This window comes from Streptomyces xantholiticus, from assembly GCF_014651015.1.
GTDB lineage: Bacteria > Actinomycetota > Actinomycetes > Streptomycetales > Streptomycetaceae > Streptomyces > Streptomyces xantholiticus.
Genome location: NZ_BMWB01000042.1, coordinates 26,491 through 45,219, shown reverse-complemented (window position 1 = coordinate 45,219; position 18,729 = coordinate 26,491). Strand labels below are relative to the sequence as shown.

Genomic DNA, 18,729 nt, shown 5'->3' with positions numbered 1-18,729 from the left:
CGCCTGCATAAACTACTCGCGGCCTGATCAACACGACCACGTGTTGCGACGATCCCTAGAAACCGCCTCCAGGAGGCCGGCCCCTTCCGTGTGCCCGAAGGGCTCGGGCGGTAGTGCCGCTCAGGCGGCCGTTGCCGCCTGACGCCTGGCCGGGGCCCAGCAGCGGATGATGTCACGTACGGAGACGACGCCGACCGGTCCGCCGTCGTCCATCACGATCAGGTGGCGGAAACCGCCGTGCGCCATTGCAGCGGCCGCCTCCTCCAGGGTCCAGGAAGGCGCGGCGAAGACGACGTCGGTGGTGGTGTGGGTGCCGGCGGTCTCCAGGTCGGGGTCCTGTCCCAGGCCGACCGAGTTCAGGATGTCCCGTTCGGTGAGGATGCCGAGGCTCGCGTCGGAGTCGAGGACCACTGCCGCGCCTACGCGGCGCGCGGCCATCAGCCGGGCCGCCTGGCGGAGTGTGTGTGCGGGTCCGATGGTGAGGACCACCGTGCTCATGGCGTCACGGACGAGCATAAATGGAGCCACCTCCTTGGTGATCGGCCTCTCGAGAACCGATTCACAAGTTCACAAGTGTGGGGACTCTCAGAGTTGCAGTCCTGCGGTGCGTCAGCAAGAGGGCGTGCGCGGACAACTGCATCAGCACGCACACCGTCGCACGCTCCGGCGCCGCCCCGGATGGATCCGCTCGGCCCGGTCAGTACCGCTGGTTGAGATACCCCAGCAGCTCGCGGTGGAGAAGCCCGTTCGAGGCTGCGGCGTTGCCGCTGTGCGGACCGTCCTGCCCGTCGAGGCCGGTGAACGAGCCGCCCGCCTCCTGGACCACGATCGCCGGAGCCGCCATGTCCCACAACGACAGCTCGGGCTCGGCGCAGATGTCCACGGACCCTTCGGCGACCATCATGTACGGCCAGAAGTCGCCGTACCCCCGGGTGCGCCAGACCGCCCGCGTCAGGTCCATGAACCCGTCGAGCCGGCCCTGGGCCTCCCAGCCGGTCAGTGACGAGTAGGCGAACGAGGCGTCCTGGATGCGCTCGACCCTCGAGACGTGCAGCCGGGTCGCCGAGGTGAGGCTGCGGCCCGTGTACGCGCCCGCCCCCTTCGCCGCCCACCAGCGCCGGCCCAGCGCCGGGGCGGAGACCACGCCCACCACCGGCTGGTAGCCGCCCTCGCCCGCCTCCATCAGCGAGATCAGCGTCGCCCACACCGGCACGCCGCGCACGTAGTTCTTGGTGCCGTCGATCGGGTCGACGACCCAGCGGCGCGGGCCCGTGCCCTCGATGCCGTACTCCTCGCCGATGATCGCGTCGCGCGGCCGTGCCCGTTGCAACTGCCCACGGATCAGCTCCTCCGCAGCCTTGTCCGCCTCGCTCACCGGAGTCATGTCGGGCTTCGTCTCGACCTTCAGGTCAAGAGCCTTGAACCTCTCCATGGTGGTGGCGTCGGCGGCGTCCGCGAGGACGTGGGCGAGGCGCAGATCATCGTGGTAGTCGGGCATGGCCGCCACTCTATCGGTGCAGGCCCGCTCCTTCCCGTGCGGCCGCCGCGGGCCCGGTGCGGGCCGGCCGGGCGCGCCTGCCGGGTCTCTTGACAGTGGAACGCGGCCCGTCAACTCTGTGACGGGAGTTGACCGGCCGGGGAGGCGACCGCCATGCCTGCAGCGCGCGAGTCACTGCTGAACGCCGCGCTCGCGGCACTTGGCGACCTGCCCTGGTCCGCAGTGCGGATGGTCGACGTCGCCGCTGCCGCGGGCGTCTCCCGGCAGACCCTCTACAACGAGTTCGGCAGCAAGGACGGCTTGGCCCGGGCCCTGGTGCGCCGCGAGGCCGACGCGTATCTGCGCGGGGTGGAACGGCTGATGGGGCAGAACGAGGGAACGGCCGACCGGCTCGTGTCCGTCGCCGAGTGGACGGTCGGTGAGGCGCGGACGAGGCCCGTGCTGCGTGCCCTGCTCACCGGCTGCTGGGGAGAGCGGATGCCGGTGCCGAGACAGCCCCGGAGCGGGGCCGTCCACTCCAAGGCGCCGGCGCAGCGCCGTGCCGACGCGAGGCTGCCCGTTCCTGCCGACCTCGTCGCCGCCGTGCGGGACCGCTCGCTGGTGGCTCTGCGCGGGCGGCGGCCGAGAGGCGGGCGCCCGGCGGACGGTGCGAGGGCCGACGAGACGGCCGACCTTTCGCAGCGCTGCGAGCTCGCGGTGCGGCTCGCGCTCTCCTGTGTCGTCGCGCCGGCCGGCGGAAGCGTCGCCCAGCTGGTACGGGCGGCGGTGGGCGACGACGTCACTGCGACGAGCCCGAGAGCTGCAGGCCGATGATTCCGACGATCACCAGCGTGATCGAGACGATCTTCAGGGCGGATACCAGGTCGTCGAGGAAGACCATGCCGTAGATGGCGGTGCCGGCGGCGCCGATCCCCGTCCAGACCGCATACGCAGGGCCCACGTCGAGCTTCTTCAGCGAGAGGGTCAGCAGCCCGAAGCTGCCCAGCGCGAACGCGGCGAAGGCGAGCGTCGGCCACAGCCGGGTGAAGCCGTGCGACAACTTGAGGCAGACGGCGAAGCCCGTTTCGAGAAGTCCCGCAACCACCACCAGCAGCCACGCCATTGGTCCTGGGCCTCCCGCGTAGTGACGACGACTGCCTGGTCCGGAACTGGTTCGACTTGGTGCGATTATGCACTTACCAGGCGTCGCGGGCGGCAAACACGGATGACTCAGTCGCCTTCGCGTCGCTCGCGGGTGGCCAACAGCCGCCGCAGCGAGTAGAGCCGTGCAGGATCGGCGTGGCCCTCGGCCACCCAGGTGTCCAGGGCGCAGTCCGGCTCGTCGTGACTGCAGGCCCTCGGACAGCCTTCCGTGCCGGGTTCCAGATCCTGGAAGGCGTGGATGACCCGGGACGGGTCCACGTGGTGCAGCCCGAAGGAGCGCACCCCCGGAGTGTCGATCACCCAGCCGCCCTGCTTGTCCGCGAGCGGCAGGGCGAGGGCCGAGGTCGTGGTGTGCCGACCGCGGCCGGTGACCGCGTTGACATGGCCGGTGATGCGCCGCTTCTCCTCCGGGACCAGGGCGTTCACCAGCGTCGTCTTGCCGACGCCGGAGTGCCCGACGAACGCGGTGGTCCGGCCGACCAGATACTCCCGGACCCGGTCCGCGGCCAGACCGTCGACGAACTCCTCGCGCGTGGTGACCACGTACGGGACGCCGAGTGACCCGTACATCTCCAGCAGTTCGTCCGGCGCCGCCAGATCCGACTTGGTCAGCACCAGAAGCGGCTCGAGACCGCCGTCGTAGGCGGCGACCAGACAGCGGTCGATCAGTCGCGGGCGCGGCTCGGGGTCGGCGAGGGCGGTGACGATGGCGAGCTGGTCGGCGTTGGCGACGACGACCCGCTCGAACGGATCGTCGTCGTCGGCCGTACGGCGCAGCACCGACGACCGGCCCTCGATGCGGACGATCCTCGCCAGGGTGTCCTTGGCCCCGGAGAGATCGCCCACGATGCCGACGCGGTCACCGACGACTGCCGCCTTGCGGCCCAGCTCACGGGCCTTCATCGCCATGATCACCCGGTCCTGGACCAGACACGTCAGCCGGCCGCGGTCGACGGTGAGGACCATCCCCTCTGAGGCGTCCTCGTGCTTGGGGCGGATGTTGGTCCTCGGCCGGTTGCCCTTGCGGTTCGGCCGGGACCGGATGTCGTCCTCGTCGGTGTGCTTGCCGTAGCGGCGCATGGTGTCAGGCCCCGAGCATTTCGGCCCACATCCGCGGGAAGTCGGGCAGCGTCTTGGCCGTCGTGGCCACGTTCTCGATCTGCACGTCCTTCACCGCGAGGCCGATCACCGAGCCCGCCGTCGCCATCCGGTGGTCGTCGTACGTGCGGAAGACGCCGCCGTGCAGCGGGCGGGGGCGGATGTGGAGGCCGTCCTCCGTCTCGGTTACGTCACCGCCGAGCTCGTTGATCTCCTTGGTGAGGGCCGCCAGCCGGTCCGTCTCGTGCAGCCGCAGATGTGCCACACCGCGCAGCGTCGAGGGGGAGTCGGCGAGCGCCGCGACCGCCGCGATGCCCGGGGTCAGCTCACCGACCTCGCCGAGGTCCACGTCGATGCCGTGGATGCGTCCGCTGCCGGTGAAGACCAGCGCCGTACCGTTCGTCGTCGTCGTCAGCTCGCAGGAACCGCCCATCTCGGTGAAGATCTCACGCAGCGCGTCACCGGGTTGGGTGGTGCGCTCGGGCCAGTCGGGGATCGTCACCCGGCCGCCGGTCACCAGTGCCGCGGCCAGGAACGGCTGGGCGTTCGACAGGTCGGGCTCGATGGTGAGGTCGCGGCCCAGCAGCGCACTGTGCGACACCCGCCAGACATCGGGCTCGCCGCCGGTCTCCGGCTCGTCGACCTGTGCGCCGACGGCACGCAGCATGTCCACCGTCATCCGGATGTGCGGCATGGACGGCAGCCGGCCCCCGACGTGCCGGACCTCGACGCCCTGGTTGAAACGCGGGGCGGACAGCAGCAGCGCGGAGACGAACTGGGACGACGAGGAGGCGTCGATCCGCACCGGGCCGCCTTCCAGGGCGCCACCGCCGTGCACGGTCATCGGCAGGGAGCCGCGGCCGTCGTCGTCGATCCGGGCACCGAGGGCGCGCAGCGCGTCGATGACGCCGTTCAGGGGGCGCTCGTACGACCGCGGATCGCCGTCGAAGCGGATCGGGCCGTCGGCGAGCGTGGCGACCGGCGGCAGGAAGCGCATCACCGTGCCGGCGTTTCCGACGTCGACGGTCGCCGGGCCGTGCAGGCCGGAGGGAATGACGCGCCAGGCCTCGCCCGCGCCCGCGGCGGCCTTGTCGGCCGAGCCGCCGGCGGTGCTGGAGGAGACGGTCTCCTCGATGCCCACGCCCATGGCCTGCAGTGCGGCGGACATCAGCAGGGTGTCGCGCGAGCGCAGCGGGCGGCGCAGCCAGCCGGGCTCGGAGGCGAGCGCCGCCAGGACCAGCGCGCGGTTCGTGACGGATTTCGAACCGGGCACGGTGACCGTCGCTTCGACGGCTCCGGTCGCGAGCGGGGCGGGCCAAAGGGCGGGATGCACGGAGCTTTCGGTCATGGCCAACACTTTAGTGGCTCCGCCCGGGACCAGATCTTGATCGAGCCGCGCGACCCGGGCGGGAAACGGAGTCGGGGCCGGCGGCGCCCGGTCTCAGAGACCCAGCAGCCAGCGGCCGCCGCCGATCAGCGAGCAGAGCGACACCGCGTGGAAGAAGAACAGCCAGATCGCCGGGGGCACATGGGTGAGTCTGGCCAGTTGGTCGGCGTCCGAGTCCGGAGCTCCGCCGTAGCGCCGCTTGGACTGCAGCTCGAAGACCGGCCGTACTCCGCCCAGCAGCATGAACCAGACGGCCGTGTACGCGAAGACGGCCTGCACACCGGGTTCCGTCAGCCACGAGACCAGGAGGAAGGCCGCGCCGGTGACCGTCACCGTGAGTACCCCGTACGCGTTGCGCACCATGACCAGCAGCGCCAGCAGCAGCGCCGTCGCCAGCCACAGCAGCAGCGTGATGTGGTGCGCCGCGAGCAGCCAGGCACCGCCCAGACCGAGCAGTGGGGCGGCGGTGTAGCCCGCGGCGGCCGTGAGGATCATCCCGAGGCCGGTCGGCTTGCCGCGGCTGACGGTCAGCCCGCTGGTGTCCGAGTGGAGCCGGATGCTGTGCAGTTGGCGGCCCGTGAGCAGGGCGACGAGACCGTGGCCGCCCTCGTGGGCGATCGTGACGGCGTTACGGGTCAGCTGCCAGAGGAAGTTCGGCATGACGGCGGCGAGCGACACCAGACCGGTGACGGCGACGAGCCACGGCTCGGGAGCGGTCTGGGTGCCGAAGACGCGGTCCCACAGGTCGGTGAGCGATGCGCTCGCTGCGCTGGCGTGTGTGATGACCATTTCGCGGGCGGCTCCCTCGGACGGCGTACGGAAGTGGCAGTGTGGCACTTATGTGCGGACGGTATGCAGCGAGTCGGAGGCCCGAGGACCTCGTGAGGCTCTTCGAGGTCGAGAAGTGGGAGCCGGAGGAGAGCTTGGCGCCCGACTGGAACGTGGCGCCCACCAAGGAGGTCTACGCGGTTCTCGAGCGTCCTGTGAAGGACGCCCGCGACGGCGCTCCGGTTCGCCAGATGCGCAAGCTGAAGTGGGGGCTCGTGCCGTCCTGGGCGAAGACGCCGGAGGGCGGCGCCCGGATGATCAACGCACGGGCGGAGACGGTGCACGAGAAGCCCTCCTTCCGCCGGCCCTTCCTCGCCCGCCGCTGCATCCTTCCCGCCGACGGCTATTACGAGTGGGTGACCGGCCCCGGCGAGCGCGAACTCGAGGTGGAGGGGAAGAAGAAGCGGCCGCGGAAGCAGCCGTACTTCGTGACGCCCGCGGACGGGTCGGTGTTCGCGATGGCCGGCCTGTACGAGTTCTGGCGCGACCGCACGCTGCCGGACGACCATCCGCAGGCGTGGTGGGTCACCTGCTCCGTGATCACGACGGAGGCGGAGACGGGGCCGCTGGGCGTGGCACCGGCACAAGGGCCGCGGACCCTGTCGGACATCCACCCCCGGATGCCGCTGATGCTGACCCCGGACCGGTGGGACACGTGGCTGGACCCGTCCCGCACCGCCCCCGACGACCTGCGGCCGTTGCTGGAGCCGCCGCCGGGAGGGCTCATGCGGGCGTACGCGGTGACGACTGCGGTGAGCAATGTGCGGAACAACGGGGCGGAGCTTCTGGAGGAACTGGCGGGGCCGGAGGAGGCGACGCTGTTCTGACGGGGGTGCGTCCGGCGCCTGCGGCGGGCCGGTTCCCCTCCCCTCGTCCCTTCCCGGAACCGGGGCACCGGCCCGGGCCCCCTTCCGGGGTCCCTGGGAACCCACCACCCGTACCCCCGCCTCGAACGCCGACAAGGCTGCGTATCCGGCTTGCGCGGCGTATCGGGGAGGCTTCGCGCAGCGGGGCGGTGGGCGGAGGAGGATGGGGGGATGGATTCGAAAGAGATCGTTCCGGTCGGAGCCGGCGGCGACGCCCGCGTCACCTGGTTCGACGCCGGGCGTCCGCACCACACGCTCGTCCTCGGCCACGGCGCCGGGGGCGGCATCGAGGCGCGGGATCTGCAGGCGATCGCCCGCGCCCTGCCCGCGCACGGCGTCACGGTCGCCCTCGTCGAGCAGCCCTGGCGCGTCGCGGGCAAGAAGGTCGCCCCCGCACCCCGGACCCTGGACGCCGCCTGGCGTGACCTCTGGCCGGCGCTCACGAAGAGGGGGCTCCCGGTCGTCGCGGGCGGCCGTAGCGCCGGCGCGCGCGTGGCCTGCCGGACCGCTGCCGAGCTCGGCGCGGCCGGCGTGCTCGCGCTGAGCTTCCCGCTGCACCCGCCGGGCCGGCCGGAGAGGTCACGGGCCAACGAGCTCCTCGGATCCGGCGTGCCGACTCTCGTCGTGCAGGGCGGCAGCGACCCGTTCGGCAGGCCGGAGGAGTTCCCCGAGGGGTCGTACGAGCTGGTGCAAGTGGCGCACGGCGACCACGGCTTCGCCGTGCCGAAGCGTGCCGGGATCGCGGAGGAGGAGACCCTCCTCACCATCACGGACGCCGTGACGAAGTGGATGGCCTCGCTGCGGGAATGAGACCGCGGGCCGGGCTGTTGTGGCGGGTGTCAGTACAGAGCATGGAGTAGGGAGTCCGCCGCATGGGTACGACCTTCTGCCCGACAGCCGACCGCACCGACGGGCTGGACTGGACGGTGCTGTCGCAGGGCAAGAGCGGCCCGGTTCCCGCGGCGGGTGACGGGAATCGGCAGGGCCCGGCGCATCATGGTCGACTATTCTCCGATTCGAGCGGGTCGGCATTCGGCCCCGCCACAGCGTTGGAGGAGGTGGGTCCGGTCACTGGGACCGACGACGGTCAGGCGCAGAAGTCCGAGGAGACGGCTGCCGAGCGCAATGCCCGCTTCGAGCGGGACGCCCTCGGCTACCTGGACCAGATGTACTCGGCCGCGCTGCGCATGACGCGCAATCCCGCCGATGCCGAGGATCTTGTGCAGGAGACGTACGCGAAGGCGTACGGGTCCTTCCACCAGTTCCGTGAGGGCACCAACCTCAAGGCGTGGATGTACCGGATCCTCACGAACACCTTCATCAACTCCTACCGCAAGAAGCAGCGCGAGCCCCAGCGCAGCGCGGCGGAGGAGATCGAGGACTGGCAGCTCGCGCGCGCCGAGTCGCACATGTCGACCGGACTGCGCTCCGCGGAGTCGCAGGCCCTCGACCATCTGCCTGACTCGGACGTCAAGGAGGCCCTGCAGGCGATCCCCGAGGAGTTCCGGATCGCGGTCTATCTCGCGGACGTAGAGGGCTTTGCGTACAAGGAGATCGCGGACATCATGGGAACACCCATCGGTACGGTGATGTCCCGCCTGCACCGCGGCCGCCGCCAGCTGCGCGGCATGCTCGAGGACTATGCCCGCGAGCGCGGGCTCGTCCCGGCCGGTGCGGGGGAGTCGAACGACGCGAAAGGCTCGGGCTCATGAGCTGCGGAGAGCCGCACGAGACGGACTGCTCAGAGGTCCTGGACCATCTCTACGAGTTCCTCGATCACGAGATGCCCGACAGTGACTGCACCAAGTTCGAGGTGCACTTCGAGGAGTGCTCCCCGTGCCTGGAGAAGTACGGCCTGGAGCAAGCGGTGAAGAAGCTGGTCAAGCGGTGCTGCGGGCAGGACGACGTGCCCAGCGACCTGCGGGCCAAGGTCATGGGGCGGATCGATCTGATCCGCTCCGGGCAGGCCATTCCCGACAAGGACGTGGCGACCGCCCAGGAGTAGGGTCGCCGGCCGTCCCTGCGGGTGACCACCGGTCCGCGCATCAAAGGTGCGCCGCGACATCGCGGCGCACCTTCCGCGTTCGGTCGGGGTGTCACCCGTACGTGCGAATAGTCGGCGTACTCCTTCCTCGCCCTTCATGACTCGCTAGCGTGGCGCTGCTTCAGGCGGGTTACGAGGAGGGTGCGGGGAAGTGACGGCCATACCGACGGCGGCGCGCGTCTACATCCTCGCCGTGGTCCTGTGCGCCGCCGCAGCAGCCGGCCCTGTCGTCGCCGTCACGCCTCTCGCTGCGATCACCGGCGCCGTGCCCTGGCCGAGCATGCTGCTGCTCGCGGTCCTGTACGCCGGGTGCGAGCTTCCCGCGCGGTACCGCCGTGCCGGTGAGCCGGTCCGGGTCGGGGCGGGAACGTTCCTCCCGGTGCTGCTGGCCGCCGCCTTTCTGCTGCCGCCCACCGCTGCCGCGCTGGTGGCGGTGCCCGGGGCGCTGCTCGGGCGGGTGGACGGTCCGCCGGCCGGGGTCCGGCGGATCTGGCGAGCGGCCCGGCTGGCCCTCGCCACCTGGGCGGCCGCCCACACGTATCTGCTGCTGGACGGTGAACGGACGCCCGTCGCACCGGACTTCCCGTACGCGCTGGTGCCGGCGCTGGCCGGGGCGCTCGCCTTCTTTCTGGTGCTGACCGTCCTCGACGCCGGTGTCCGCGCCACCGCGGAGGGGGTGCTCCCCCTGGCCGGGCCGGGGGCGTCGACACCCACGCCGGGCTCCGCCTCACCGGCTCCCCACTGTGTGCACGGGCTGGCCGGGCTGATGACGGCGGTGCTGTGGGGCAGCCCGTACGGGCCGCTGTCCGCGCTGTTCGTGCTGCTGCCGATGTACCTCTCCTGCTGGGTCTTCGCCCAGTACCACCGCGAGCGGGCAGCGCACCAGGCGACGATCCGGGCACTGGTGCAGGCCGTCGACATCAAGGACCGGTACACACGCGGGCACAGCGAACGCGTCGGCCGGGCCTCGGTGCTGATCGCCCGGGAGCTGAGCATGGCGGAGGAGCGCCTGGAGATCGTCCGGTTCGCCGGGATCCTGCACGACGTGGGCAAGCTCGGGGTGCCGACGAGGGTGCTGCGCAAGGAGGGGCCGCTGACACCCGAGGAGCGGCGGGTGATCGAGCTGCATCCCGAGTACGGCCACGAGATGGTGCGCGGCATCGGGTTCCTGGGGGAGGCCCGGGCCGCGATCCTGCACCACCACGAACGCATGGACGGCAGCGGATACCCGTACGGGCTGGCGGGCACCCAGATCCCCGAGTTCGCCCGGGTCGTGGCGGTGGCGGACGCGTTCGACGCGATGACGTCCACCCGCTCCTACCGGCGTGCCCGGCCGGTGCGGGTCGCCCTCGAGGAGCTGGAGCGGTGCGCGGGCACACAGTTCGATCCGCGGATGGTGCGGGCCCTGGTGCGCGCGCTGGAACGGCACGGCTGGCAGACAGCGGTGACCTCGGACGAGACGGCGGTGCCGCTGGGCCCGCCACGGCCGACCGAGGCACCGGGGAGTGGGGCTTCCCATCAGTTACGGACAGGGTGACCGCTCCGCGCCGGTGGAGTCGCACGGCGCCCGGGCGCGCCGGCCCTCGGGCGTCGTCCGTGCCGTCCACGTGGCCGCAGTCGCCGTGACCGTGGCCGCCCTGACGTGGGTGGTGGCCCACGGTGTGGCACAGCCCGGGAACGCCCTCGCCTTCGGTGTGTTCATCGCGGTCGGGGAGCTCGCCCGGTGGTGGGCAGTGCCGGGGGAGAGGGAGCCCGCGCCGCTGGGGGCCGCGGGCGCGCTGGCGTACGCCCTGCTCGGCGAGTGTGCCGGGGAGCCGACCGGGCACGGCGCGTTCCAGGTCGTGGCCGTGGTCGTCGCCGGCGCCCTCGTCGGAGCCGTGCCGCACGTCGCGCGGGGCCAGGGTCCCGCGCTCGACCATGTGGCGCGGCGGGTGCTGACCGTCGGATTCGCCGCGGTGTGCTTCCAACCGCTCCACGTCTCCGGTGAGTTGGACCTGCGCCTCGGCCAGGGCCCCGGCTACGCCCTCTTCCTGCTGGTGCTGCTGGTGCTGACCGCCCTCTGCGACGCCGTGCTGGCCGCCGCCCTGCTGCGCGCCCGCACCGGCCACCCCTTCCGGCCGCTGCTGCGCGACGAGCTGCGGGCACTGCTGGGCATCGGCTCCGCCGTCTGCGCCACGGGTGCGGTCATGGCCCTCGCCGTGGCCGTCGCCGGGCTGTGGGCGCTGCCGGTGTTCTGCATACCGCTGCTGCTGACCCAGTTGTCGTTCCGGCGGTACGCGGCCGTGCGGGCCACCTACCGCCAGACGATCGCCTCCCTGGCGCGCGCCACCGAGGTCGCCGGCTACACCCGGCCCGGCCACGCCCACCGGGTGGCGGCGCTCAGCATGGCCGTCGGGCGCGAGATGGGACTGTGCGGCCCCGATCTGACCTTGCTGGAGCACGCGGCGCTGATGCACGACATCGGGCAGCTGTCCCTCGTCGACCCGGTACCGGAGGGCGCCACCTCCTCGCTCCCGGCCGCCGAGCAGCGCCGGATCGCGCTGCTCGGCGGGGCGGTGGTCCGGCAGACCGGGGTGCCCGCGGCCGTCGCCGTCGTCGTGGAGCAGCAGGCCGACCCGTACCGGGACCAGCCGCTCGCGGCCAGGATCGTCCGCGTCGCCAACGCATACGACGACCTGGCCGGGGGAAGCGGAGCAGGAGCGGGCGGAGCTCTGACCGCGCTGGAGAGGCTACGGCTGGGCACGGGGTGCGACTACCAGCCCGAGGTGGTCGAAGCCTTGGCCAGAGTCCTCAAAAGAGTGCTTGTCTGAGGCGGTCTGACCCTTGTCCTAGCGGGGTAACCCATGGGTAATGAGCGAGCCTGCGACCGGGCATGGTTGGATGCGAAAGAAGGCAGAAGCAGTAACACAGTCATGCGTCCGGGCAGTGACCCGAGCGACCGGCAGGCGGGAATCGTGAGGATCTTCGGGAAGGTACGGCATCGGCCCTCCGCCTCGTGGCGGCAGGCCACGGACCGCGCGTTCACGCTGATCGGCGACGGCCGGTACGAGGACGCGGGCGCACTGCTGACCAGAGCGGCCGACATGGAGCCGTGGCTCTCGGAGTCGTGGTTCAACCTGGCGCTGCTGCACAAGTTCCGGCACGACTGGGAGCAGGCGCGCGCCGCCGGGCTGCGGGCGGTCGCCCTGCTGGACAAGGAGAGCGGCGCGCCCGACTGGTGGAACGTCGGCATCGCCGCCACCGCCCTCCAGGACTGGCCGCTGGCCCGCCGCGCCTGGCAGGCGTACGGCCTGAAGGTCCCGGGGGCGGCCGTGTCGAACGGCGAGCCGGTCGGCATGGATCTGGGCAGCGCCGCCGTGCGGCTCTCGCCGGAGGGTGAGGCCGAGGTGGTGTGGGGCCGCAGGCTCGACCCGGCGCGGATGGAGGTGCTGTCCATTCCACTGCCGTCGTCCGGGCGCCGCTGGGGCGAGGTCGTGCTGCACGACGGCGTCCCGAACGGCGAGCGCACCACCACGGCGGGTCCGGCCTTCCCGGTCTTCGACGAGATCGAGCTCTGGGCCCCCTCTCCCGTCCCGACCTGGGTGGTCCTGCTGGAGGCGGCGACGGAGGCCGACCGGGACGCCCTGGAGCGGCTGGCGGCGGACGCCGGGTTCGCCGCGGAGGACTGGTCGTCCTCCGTGCGGCTGCTGTGCCGGTCCTGTTCTGAGGGGAGCATGCCCAGCGCGGAGGGCGAGGGCGAGCACCTCGATCCGCACGACCACAGTGAGCCGGGTCACCCCGGACCGCTGGGGCACCGGACGGGCGGGGACCTCTGGTCGCCGGAGCGCGAGTGCGGCATAGCTGCGCCCGCCGGTCTGGTTCGGGGCCTGCTGGACGGTTGGGTGGCGGACAGCCCGGACTCCCGTGAGTGGCGGGATCTCGAGGAAGTCTGCTGACGTCTGCCGCGTAGGCTGTACGGACACTCAAGTGACCAGGCATCGGGCCGGGGATCGGGTACTGAGAAGGGCGCAGAGGCTGACATGGCGTCGCAGCAGTCGCAGCACGAGACGGACGAGCAGGTGAACGACGGTTTCGTCGTGGACACGGCGAACTGCGAGGAGCGCGAGCGGGCATACCGCGAGCGCGGCACCTCGCGTCCGATCACGGTCGTCGGGAACCCGGTGCTCCACAAGGAGTGCAAGGACGTCACGGAGTTCGACGACAAGCTCGCGGCGCTGATCGACGACATGTTCGCGAGCCAGCGGACGGCCGAGGGCGTGGGCCTGGCCGCCAACCAGATCGGTGTGGACCTGAAGGTCTTCGTCTACGACTGCCCGGACGACGACGGTGTGCGTCATGTCGGCGTCGTCTGCAACCCCGTCCTCGAGGAGCTGGCGCCCGAGCAGCGCGTCCTCGACGACTCCAACGAGGGCTGCCTGTCGGTCCCGACGGCGTATGCGTCGCTTGCCCGCCCGGACTACGCGGTGGTGCGCGGCCAGGACGCGCAGGGCAACCCGATCAAGGTGCGCGGCACCGGCTACTTCGCCCGCTGCCTGCAGCACGAGACGGACCACCTGTACGGGTACCTGTACATCGACCGGCTCTCCAAGCGCGAACGCAAGGACGCGCTGAAGCAGATGGCAGAGGGCACTCCGCGCTATCCGGTCGTCGCCAACGACTGACGTCCGCGATCCATGCGCACGGCCCCGCTCGCCGCGAGCGGGGCCGCTGTTGTTCGCCGTGGCGTCATTGGGCCGACAAATGGTGCCCGCCCGGGCGTGGTTGACGCGCGTTGACCGGCCCGCCAGTCTCGTGGTTGCACCGTCCCCATGGGTATGGAGGCCCGATGTTCGGACGCACCGCACGACTACTGCTCTCTCTTGTCATGCTCATGGTTGCCAGGGCTGGTCGGGGTCGTGGCGACCGCCGGAACCGCCCAGGCCGACGACTGCTACACCTGGTCCCGCACGCTGTCCCAGGGCTCCTCGGGATCCGATGTCACCCAGCTCCAGATCCGCGTCGGCGGATATCCCGGCTACGGCGGCGTCCTCGCCGTCGACGGACAGTACGGCCCCGCCACCGCGGCCGCGGTCAAGCGCTTCCAGGCCGCCTACGGTCTGACCGCGGACGGTGTGGCCGGCTCCGCCACGTTCAGCAGGATCTACGCCCTCCAGGACAGCGACTGCACGCCCGCTCACTTCAGCTACGCCGAACTCAACGACTGCAACTCCACATGGTCGGGCGGCGCGGTGAGCGCGGAGACCGCCAGGGCAAACGCCCTGCGCACCATGTGGAAGCTGGAGGCGATGCGCCACGCGCTCGGCGACCAGCCCATCACCGTCACCAGCGGCTTCCGTTCCTACTCCTGCAACAGCGCGGTGGGGGGCGCCTCCAACAGCCGCCATCTGTACGGCGACGCCGCCGACCTCGGCGCCGGACCCCACTCGCTGTGCAAGCTGGCCCAGCAGGCGCGCAACCACGGGTTCAACGGCATCCTCGGCCCCGGCTACCCGGGCCACAACGACCACACCCACGTCGACCACCGCAGCAGCCGTTACTGGTCGGCACCGAGCTGCGGCATCTGAACCGACGCGGCCCGCACCTCCCCGGAGAGGTGCGGGCCGCATCGTGCCGGGGCCACGGCTCAGAAGTCGTCGTCGAAGGCCACCGATCCCTCCACGGCCACCTGGTAGGCGGACGGACGGCGCTCGAAGAAGTTCGTCAGCTCCTGGACGCCCTGGAGTTCCAGATACGAGAAGGGGTTCTGCGAGCCGTACACCGGGGCGAAGCCGAGTCGGGTGAGCCGCTGGTCGGCGACGCACTGGAGGTACTCGCGCATCGACTCGGTGTTCATGCCGGGCAGGCCGGCACCGCACAGGTCCCGGCCGAACTGCAGCTCGGCCTCGACGGCCTCCTCCAGCATGTCGGTGACCTGTCGGCGCAGTTCGTCGTCGAAGAGGTCCGGCTCCTCCTTGCGGACGGTGTCCACGACCTCGAAGGCGAAGTTCATGTGCATCGTCTCGTCCCGGAAGACCCAGTTGGTTCCGGTGGCCAGGCCGTGCAGCAGGCCGCGGGAGCGGAACCAGTAGACGTAGGCGAAGGCCCCGTAGAAGAACAGGCCCTCGATGCAGGCCGCGAAGCAGACCAGATTGAGCAGGAAGCGGCGGCGGTCGGCCTTGGTCTCCAGCCGGTCGATCTTCTCCACCGAATCCATCCAGCGGAAGCAGAACTGCGCCTTCTCGCGGATCGACGGGATGTTCTCGACGGCCGCGAACGCCGCCGCGCGGTCGTCCGGGTCGGGCAGATAGGTGTCCAGCAGCGTCAGATAGAACTGGACGTGCACGGCTTCCTCGAACAGCTGACGCGACAGATACAGCCGCGCCTCGGGGGAGTTGATGTGCTTGTAGAGGGTGAGCACCAGGTTGTTCGCCACGATCGAGTCGCCCGTCGCGAAGAACGCGACCAGCCGGCCGATCAGATGCTGCTCGCCGGGCGAGAGCTTGGCCAGGTCGGCGACGTCGGAGTGGAGGTCGACCTCCTCGACGTGCCAGGTGTTCTTGATGGCGTCCCGGTAGCGCTCGTAGAAGGCCGGGTAGCGCATGGGCCGGAGGGTCAGTTCGAAGCCCGCATCGAGCAGGTTCTTCTCGGATGCGGTGGGGTCGGTGGAGCTCATTACTGGCAGGCCTCGCAGGACTCGGGGTTCTCCAGGGAGCAGGCGACGGCCTCTTCGGTGCTCGCCTGTACGGGGACGGGAACGGTCGCGGACGCGGCGCGCGCGATGCGGGTCGCCGGGCGCGAGCGCAGGTAGTACGTCGTCTTCAGACCCCGCTTCCAGGCGTAGGCGTACATCGAGCTGAGCTTGCCGATGGTGGGCGTCTCGAGGAAGAGGTTCAGTGACTGGCTCTGGTCCAGGAACGGCGTACGGGCCGCCGCCATGTCGATCAGACCGCGCTGCGGGATCTCCCAGGCCGTGCGGTACAGCGCCCGCACCTCGGCCGGGACCCAGCCGAAGCCCTGCACGGAGCCGTTCGCCTCGCGCAGTGCCTCGCGGGTCTGCGCGTCCCACACGCCGAGCCGCTTCAGCTCGTCCACCAGGTAGGAGTTGACCTGGAGGAACTCACCGCTGAGGGTCTCGCGCTTGAAGAGGTTGGAGACCTGCGGCTCGATGCACTCGTACACGCCGGCGATCGAGGCGATCGTCGCGGTCGGTGCGATGGCGAGCAGCAGGGAGTTGCGCATGCCGACGGAGGCGATCCGGGCGCGCAGCGCCTCCCAGCGCTCGGGCCAGGTGAGTGCGACGCCGTAGTGGTCCGGGTGCAGCACACCGCGGGCAGCGCGGGTCTCGGACCAGGCCGGCAGGGGGCCGCTGCGCTCGGCGAGGTCGCAGGAAGCCTCGTAGGCCGCCAGCATGATCCGCTCGGCGATCCGGGTCGACAGGGCCTTCGCCTCCGTCGAGTCGAAGGGGAGCCGAAGTTTGAAGAACACGTCCTGCAGGCCCATCGCGCCCAGGCCCACGGGGCGCCACCTGGCGTTGGACCGGCCGGCCTGCTCGGTCGGGTAGAAGTTGATGTCGACGACCCGGTCGAGGAACGTCACCGCCGTGCGGACGGTCTCGTCCAGACGGTCCCAGTCGACGTCACCGCCGGTGACGAAGGCACCCAGATTGACCGAGCCGAGGTTGCACACGGCGGTCTCGCCGTCGTTGGTGACCTCCAGGATCTCGGTGCACAGATTCGACGAGTGCACGACCCGGCCCGGCTCCGCGGTCTGGTTGGCGGTGCGGTTGGCGGCGTCCTTGAACGTCATCCAGCCGTTGCCGGTCTGCGCGAGGGTGCGCATCATCCGGCCGTACAGCTCGCGAGCCGGGACGGTCTTGCGGGCGAGACCCGCCGCCTCGGCCCGGCGGTAGGCGGCGTCGAACTCCTCGCCCCACAGGTCGACCAGTTCGGGCACGTCGACCGGGGAGAACAGCGACCACTCGCTGTCCGCCTCGACGCGGCGCATGAACTCGTCGGGGATCCAGTGCGCCAGGTTCAGGTTGTGCGTCCGGCGGGCGTCCTCGCCGGTGTTGTCGCGCAGCTCCAGGAACTCCTCGATGTCCGCGTGCCAGGTCTCCAGGTAGATCGCGGCGGCGCCCTTGCGCCGGCCGCCCTGGTTCACCGCGGCGACCGAGGCATCGAGGGTCTTCAGGAACGGGACGATTCCGTTGGAGTGCCCGTTGGTGCCGCGGATCAGTGAACCGCGGGCGCGGATGCGGGAGTACGAGAGGCCGATGCCGCCGGCGTGCTTGGACAGGCGCGCGACCTGGTGGTAGCGGTCGTAGATCGAGTCGAGTTCGTCCAGTGGCGAGTCCAGCAGATAGCAGGACGACATCTGCGGGTGGCGGGTGCCGGAGTTGAACAGGGTGGGGGAGGAGGGCAGGTAGTCGAGCCGGCTCATCAGCGCGTACAGTGCCGCGACCTCGTCGACCGACCGGGTGGTGTCGTCGTGGGCGAGACCGGACGCGACGCGCAGCATGAAGTGCTGGGGCGTCTCGGTCACCTGGCGGGTGATCGGGTGGCGCAGCAGATAGCGGCTGTAGAGGGTGCGCAGACCGAAGTAGCCGAAGCGGTCGTCCGCCCCGAGGTCGATCAGCCCGTCGAGCCGCTGCCTGTGCAGCGCGACGAACGAGGCCGTGCGGTCGGCGATCAGGCCCTCGCGGTGGCCGACGGCGACCGAGGCGGAGAAGGACACCGCGCCCTGCCCCGCGGCCTCTTCCGCGATCGTGCGGGTCAGCAGACGTGCCGCGAGCCTGGAGTAGGCGGGGTCCTCGGAGATGAGTCCCGCGGCGGCGTCGGTGGCGAGGGAGCGCAGTTCGGCCTCGTCGGACCCGGCGTGCCGGCCGCGCAGGGCGGCGGCGGCGACCCGGCCCGGGTCGGTGTCGGCCAGATCGGCCGTGAGGTCAGTCAGGAGCCGCAGCAACGCGGTCCCGGGGCCGTCGTTCTCCGTTGCTGAAACGGGATCGGCTGGCGCGATGGTCATGTGGTGCTCTCCCTCGCTCGGCGCGGGTCCGGCGGGAGGAGGGGAGGGCCGTGCGACGCGTACCTGAGCAGCACGGTGCACGGCGTCCACCGGCCCAACCGCGAGGCCCGGACGTCTGGGCACCCGGATCGGTCGAACCGGATGCACCGTCGGCAGGTCCTCGGACTTGAAACGGGTACGGCGAAGCGCACCGAATCACACCGTTGCGGGACAGTTCCGGATTCGCACCGGATTCCCCTGCGTCGACAGCGAGATGAGCATACATGTGGGGGCGGTTGGGTGCGCCACCCACCACATGTTGTGTCGGGAGGTCTACTGCAGCTCCAGCGCGTACGTCAGCAGCGGGACGGCCGGGATCGGTGACCAGTCCCGGTCCGGGGTGCGTACGAAGCCCAGCCGGCCGTAGATGCGGTGCGCCGCGTACATCATGGTCTGCGTCGACAGCACCAGCCGTACGCACCCCTCGGTGGCCCGCGCCCGTTCCACGCAGGTGCGCACCAGCGCCTCGCCGGCGCCGCGGCCGCGCGCCTCGGCGTCCACGGCGAGCATCCGGAACTCGGCCTCGCCGGGTTCCGCGATGTCGGCGAACGGCCCGCCGTCCGGGACGAACGCCACCCCGCCGAGCAGCGTGCCCTGTTCGTCGACGGCGACGTACACCTCGGCCCGCGCGTCCCGGCTCGCGACGTCGCGGAGCACCTCGAGGTACGGGTCCTCCTCGCCGAAGTCCAGCACCCCGCCGTCGAGATACGCGCGCGCGGTCAGCTCGCCGAGTGCCGTGTGCTCCTCGGGTTCGATTCTCCGGATCGTGACGTCCATGCCCCGCAGTCTGCATCAGCCCACGGCGAAGGGCCGCCGCATTTTCCTC

General features: G+C 71.1%; 18 protein-coding genes, 1 pseudogene and 1 riboswitch. Of the genes and pseudogenes, 10 read left to right on the top strand and 9 right to left on the bottom strand.

The window, feature by feature from the left end; all coding sequences use genetic code 11:
• Nucleotides 1-120: 120 nt before the first annotated feature.
• Both IE198_RS33775 and hisN read right to left on the bottom strand, forming a co-directional pair.
• On the bottom strand, nt 121-516 hold the full coding sequence (locus IE198_RS33775) for a CBS domain-containing protein (protein WP_189893676.1): 396 nt from the start codon (nt 514-516) through the stop codon (nt 121-123).
• 181 nt (nt 517-697) lie between these two features.
• Nucleotides 698-1,498: a histidinol-phosphatase gene (gene hisN, locus IE198_RS33770; protein WP_189893667.1), complete on the bottom strand. Its 801-nt coding sequence runs from the start codon at nt 1,496-1,498 to the stop codon at nt 698-700.
• Between the two features lie 153 nt (nt 1,499-1,651).
• Between hisN and IE198_RS33765 the strand changes: the two genes are divergently transcribed.
• Complete coding sequence (locus IE198_RS33765; protein ID WP_189893665.1) at nt 1,652-2,311, top strand: TetR/AcrR family transcriptional regulator; 660 nt, start codon at nt 1,652-1,654, stop codon at nt 2,309-2,311.
• Here IE198_RS33765 and IE198_RS33760 read toward each other — a convergent pair.
• The 4 genes from IE198_RS33760 to IE198_RS33745 all read right to left on the bottom strand — a co-directional run bounded on the left by IE198_RS33760 (nt 2,277) and on the right by IE198_RS33745 (nt 5,915).
• The gene (locus tag IE198_RS33760; RefSeq protein WP_189893663.1) at nt 2,277-2,600 is read right to left on the bottom strand and encodes a DMT family transporter; all 324 of its coding nucleotides are present in this window, start codon (nt 2,598-2,600) and stop codon (nt 2,277-2,279) included. The genes IE198_RS33765 and IE198_RS33760 overlap by 35 nt on opposite strands.
• A 107-nt stretch (nt 2,601-2,707) precedes the next feature.
• Nucleotides 2,708-3,721 (bottom strand): ribosome small subunit-dependent GTPase A, encoded by a 1,014-nt coding sequence (gene rsgA / locus IE198_RS33755; protein ID WP_189893661.1) that lies wholly within the window; start codon nt 3,719-3,721, stop codon nt 2,708-2,710.
• Between the two features lie 4 nt (nt 3,722-3,725).
• Entirely contained in the window at nt 3,726-5,087 is a 1,362-nt protein-coding gene (gene aroA / locus IE198_RS33750; protein ID WP_189893659.1) for a 3-phosphoshikimate 1-carboxyvinyltransferase, read from the bottom strand.
• Nucleotides 5,088-5,180: 93 nt separating this feature from the next.
• A complete protein-coding gene (locus IE198_RS33745; RefSeq protein WP_189893657.1) occupies nt 5,181-5,915 on the bottom strand; it encodes a M50 family metallopeptidase in 735 nt (244 codons plus the stop codon).
• Between the two features lie 50 nt (nt 5,916-5,965).
• Here IE198_RS33745 and IE198_RS33740 point away from each other — a divergent pair, with 50 nt between their 5' ends.
• The 9 genes and pseudogenes from IE198_RS33740 to IE198_RS33700 all read left to right on the top strand — a co-directional run bounded on the left by IE198_RS33740 (nt 5,966) and on the right by IE198_RS33700 (nt 14,428).
• Nucleotides 5,966-6,781, top strand: a complete 816-nt coding sequence (locus IE198_RS33740; RefSeq protein WP_189893655.1) for an SOS response-associated peptidase — start codon at nt 5,966-5,968, stop codon at nt 6,779-6,781.
• A gap of 210 nt (nt 6,782-6,991) precedes the next feature.
• Nucleotides 6,992-7,630 carry an alpha/beta hydrolase family protein gene (locus tag IE198_RS33735; RefSeq protein ID WP_189893653.1) on the top strand — a complete coding sequence of 213 codons (639 nt, stop codon included), beginning with the start codon at nt 6,992-6,994 and terminating at the stop codon, nt 7,628-7,630.
• Between the two features lie 248 nt (nt 7,631-7,878).
• Nucleotides 7,879-8,532, top strand: coding sequence for a sigma-70 family RNA polymerase sigma factor (locus IE198_RS33730; RefSeq protein WP_189893711.1), 654 nt, complete (start codon nt 7,879-7,881; stop codon nt 8,530-8,532).
• Entirely contained in the window at nt 8,529-8,825 is a 297-nt protein-coding gene (rsrA, locus tag IE198_RS33725) for a mycothiol system anti-sigma-R factor (RefSeq protein ID WP_189893651.1), read from the top strand. Before IE198_RS33730 ends, rsrA begins: the two co-directional genes overlap by 4 nt.
• Nucleotides 8,826-9,015: 190 nt before the next feature.
• Nucleotides 9,016-10,401, top strand: coding sequence for an HD-GYP domain-containing protein (locus IE198_RS33720; RefSeq protein ID WP_189893649.1), 1,386 nt, complete (start codon nt 9,016-9,018; stop codon nt 10,399-10,401).
• Nucleotides 10,402-10,471: 70 nt separating this feature from the next.
• Nucleotides 10,472-11,674 (top strand): HD domain-containing protein, encoded by a 1,203-nt coding sequence (locus IE198_RS33715; RefSeq protein ID WP_189893709.1) that lies wholly within the window; start codon nt 10,472-10,474, stop codon nt 11,672-11,674.
• Between the two features lie 144 nt (nt 11,675-11,818).
• A complete protein-coding gene (locus IE198_RS33710) occupies nt 11,819-12,799 on the top strand; it encodes a tetratricopeptide repeat protein (RefSeq protein ID WP_189893647.1) in 981 nt (326 codons plus the stop codon).
• Nucleotides 12,800-12,883: 84 nt separating this feature from the next.
• A complete protein-coding gene (gene def / locus IE198_RS33705; protein ID WP_189893645.1) occupies nt 12,884-13,525 on the top strand; it encodes a peptide deformylase in 642 nt (213 codons plus the stop codon).
• A 164-nt stretch (nt 13,526-13,689) separates the two neighbouring features.
• Nucleotides 13,690-14,428, top strand: a pseudogene (locus tag IE198_RS33700) (D-Ala-D-Ala carboxypeptidase family metallohydrolase).
• 59 nt (nt 14,429-14,487) lie between these two features.
• On the opposite strand, the gene IE198_RS33695 reads toward IE198_RS33700, so the two are convergent.
• From IE198_RS33695 to IE198_RS33685, 3 genes are all read right to left on the bottom strand, one after another.
• Nucleotides 14,488-15,516 carry a ribonucleotide-diphosphate reductase subunit beta gene (locus IE198_RS33695; RefSeq protein ID WP_189893643.1) on the bottom strand — a complete coding sequence of 343 codons (1,029 nt, stop codon included), beginning with the start codon at nt 15,514-15,516 and terminating at the stop codon, nt 14,488-14,490.
• The gene (locus IE198_RS33690) at nt 15,516-17,864 is read right to left on the bottom strand and encodes a ribonucleoside-diphosphate reductase subunit alpha (protein ID WP_189893641.1); all 2,349 of its coding nucleotides are present in this window, start codon (nt 17,862-17,864) and stop codon (nt 15,516-15,518) included. The genes IE198_RS33695 and IE198_RS33690 overlap by 1 nt, the downstream gene beginning before the upstream one ends.
• Nucleotides 17,865-17,998: 134 nt before the next feature.
• Nucleotides 17,999-18,126, bottom strand: a riboswitch (cobalamin riboswitch).
• Between the two features lie 50 nt (nt 18,127-18,176).
• Nucleotides 18,177-18,680 (bottom strand): GNAT family N-acetyltransferase, encoded by a 504-nt coding sequence (locus IE198_RS33685; RefSeq protein WP_189893639.1) that lies wholly within the window; start codon nt 18,678-18,680, stop codon nt 18,177-18,179.
• Nucleotides 18,681-18,729: the final 49 nt, after the last annotated feature.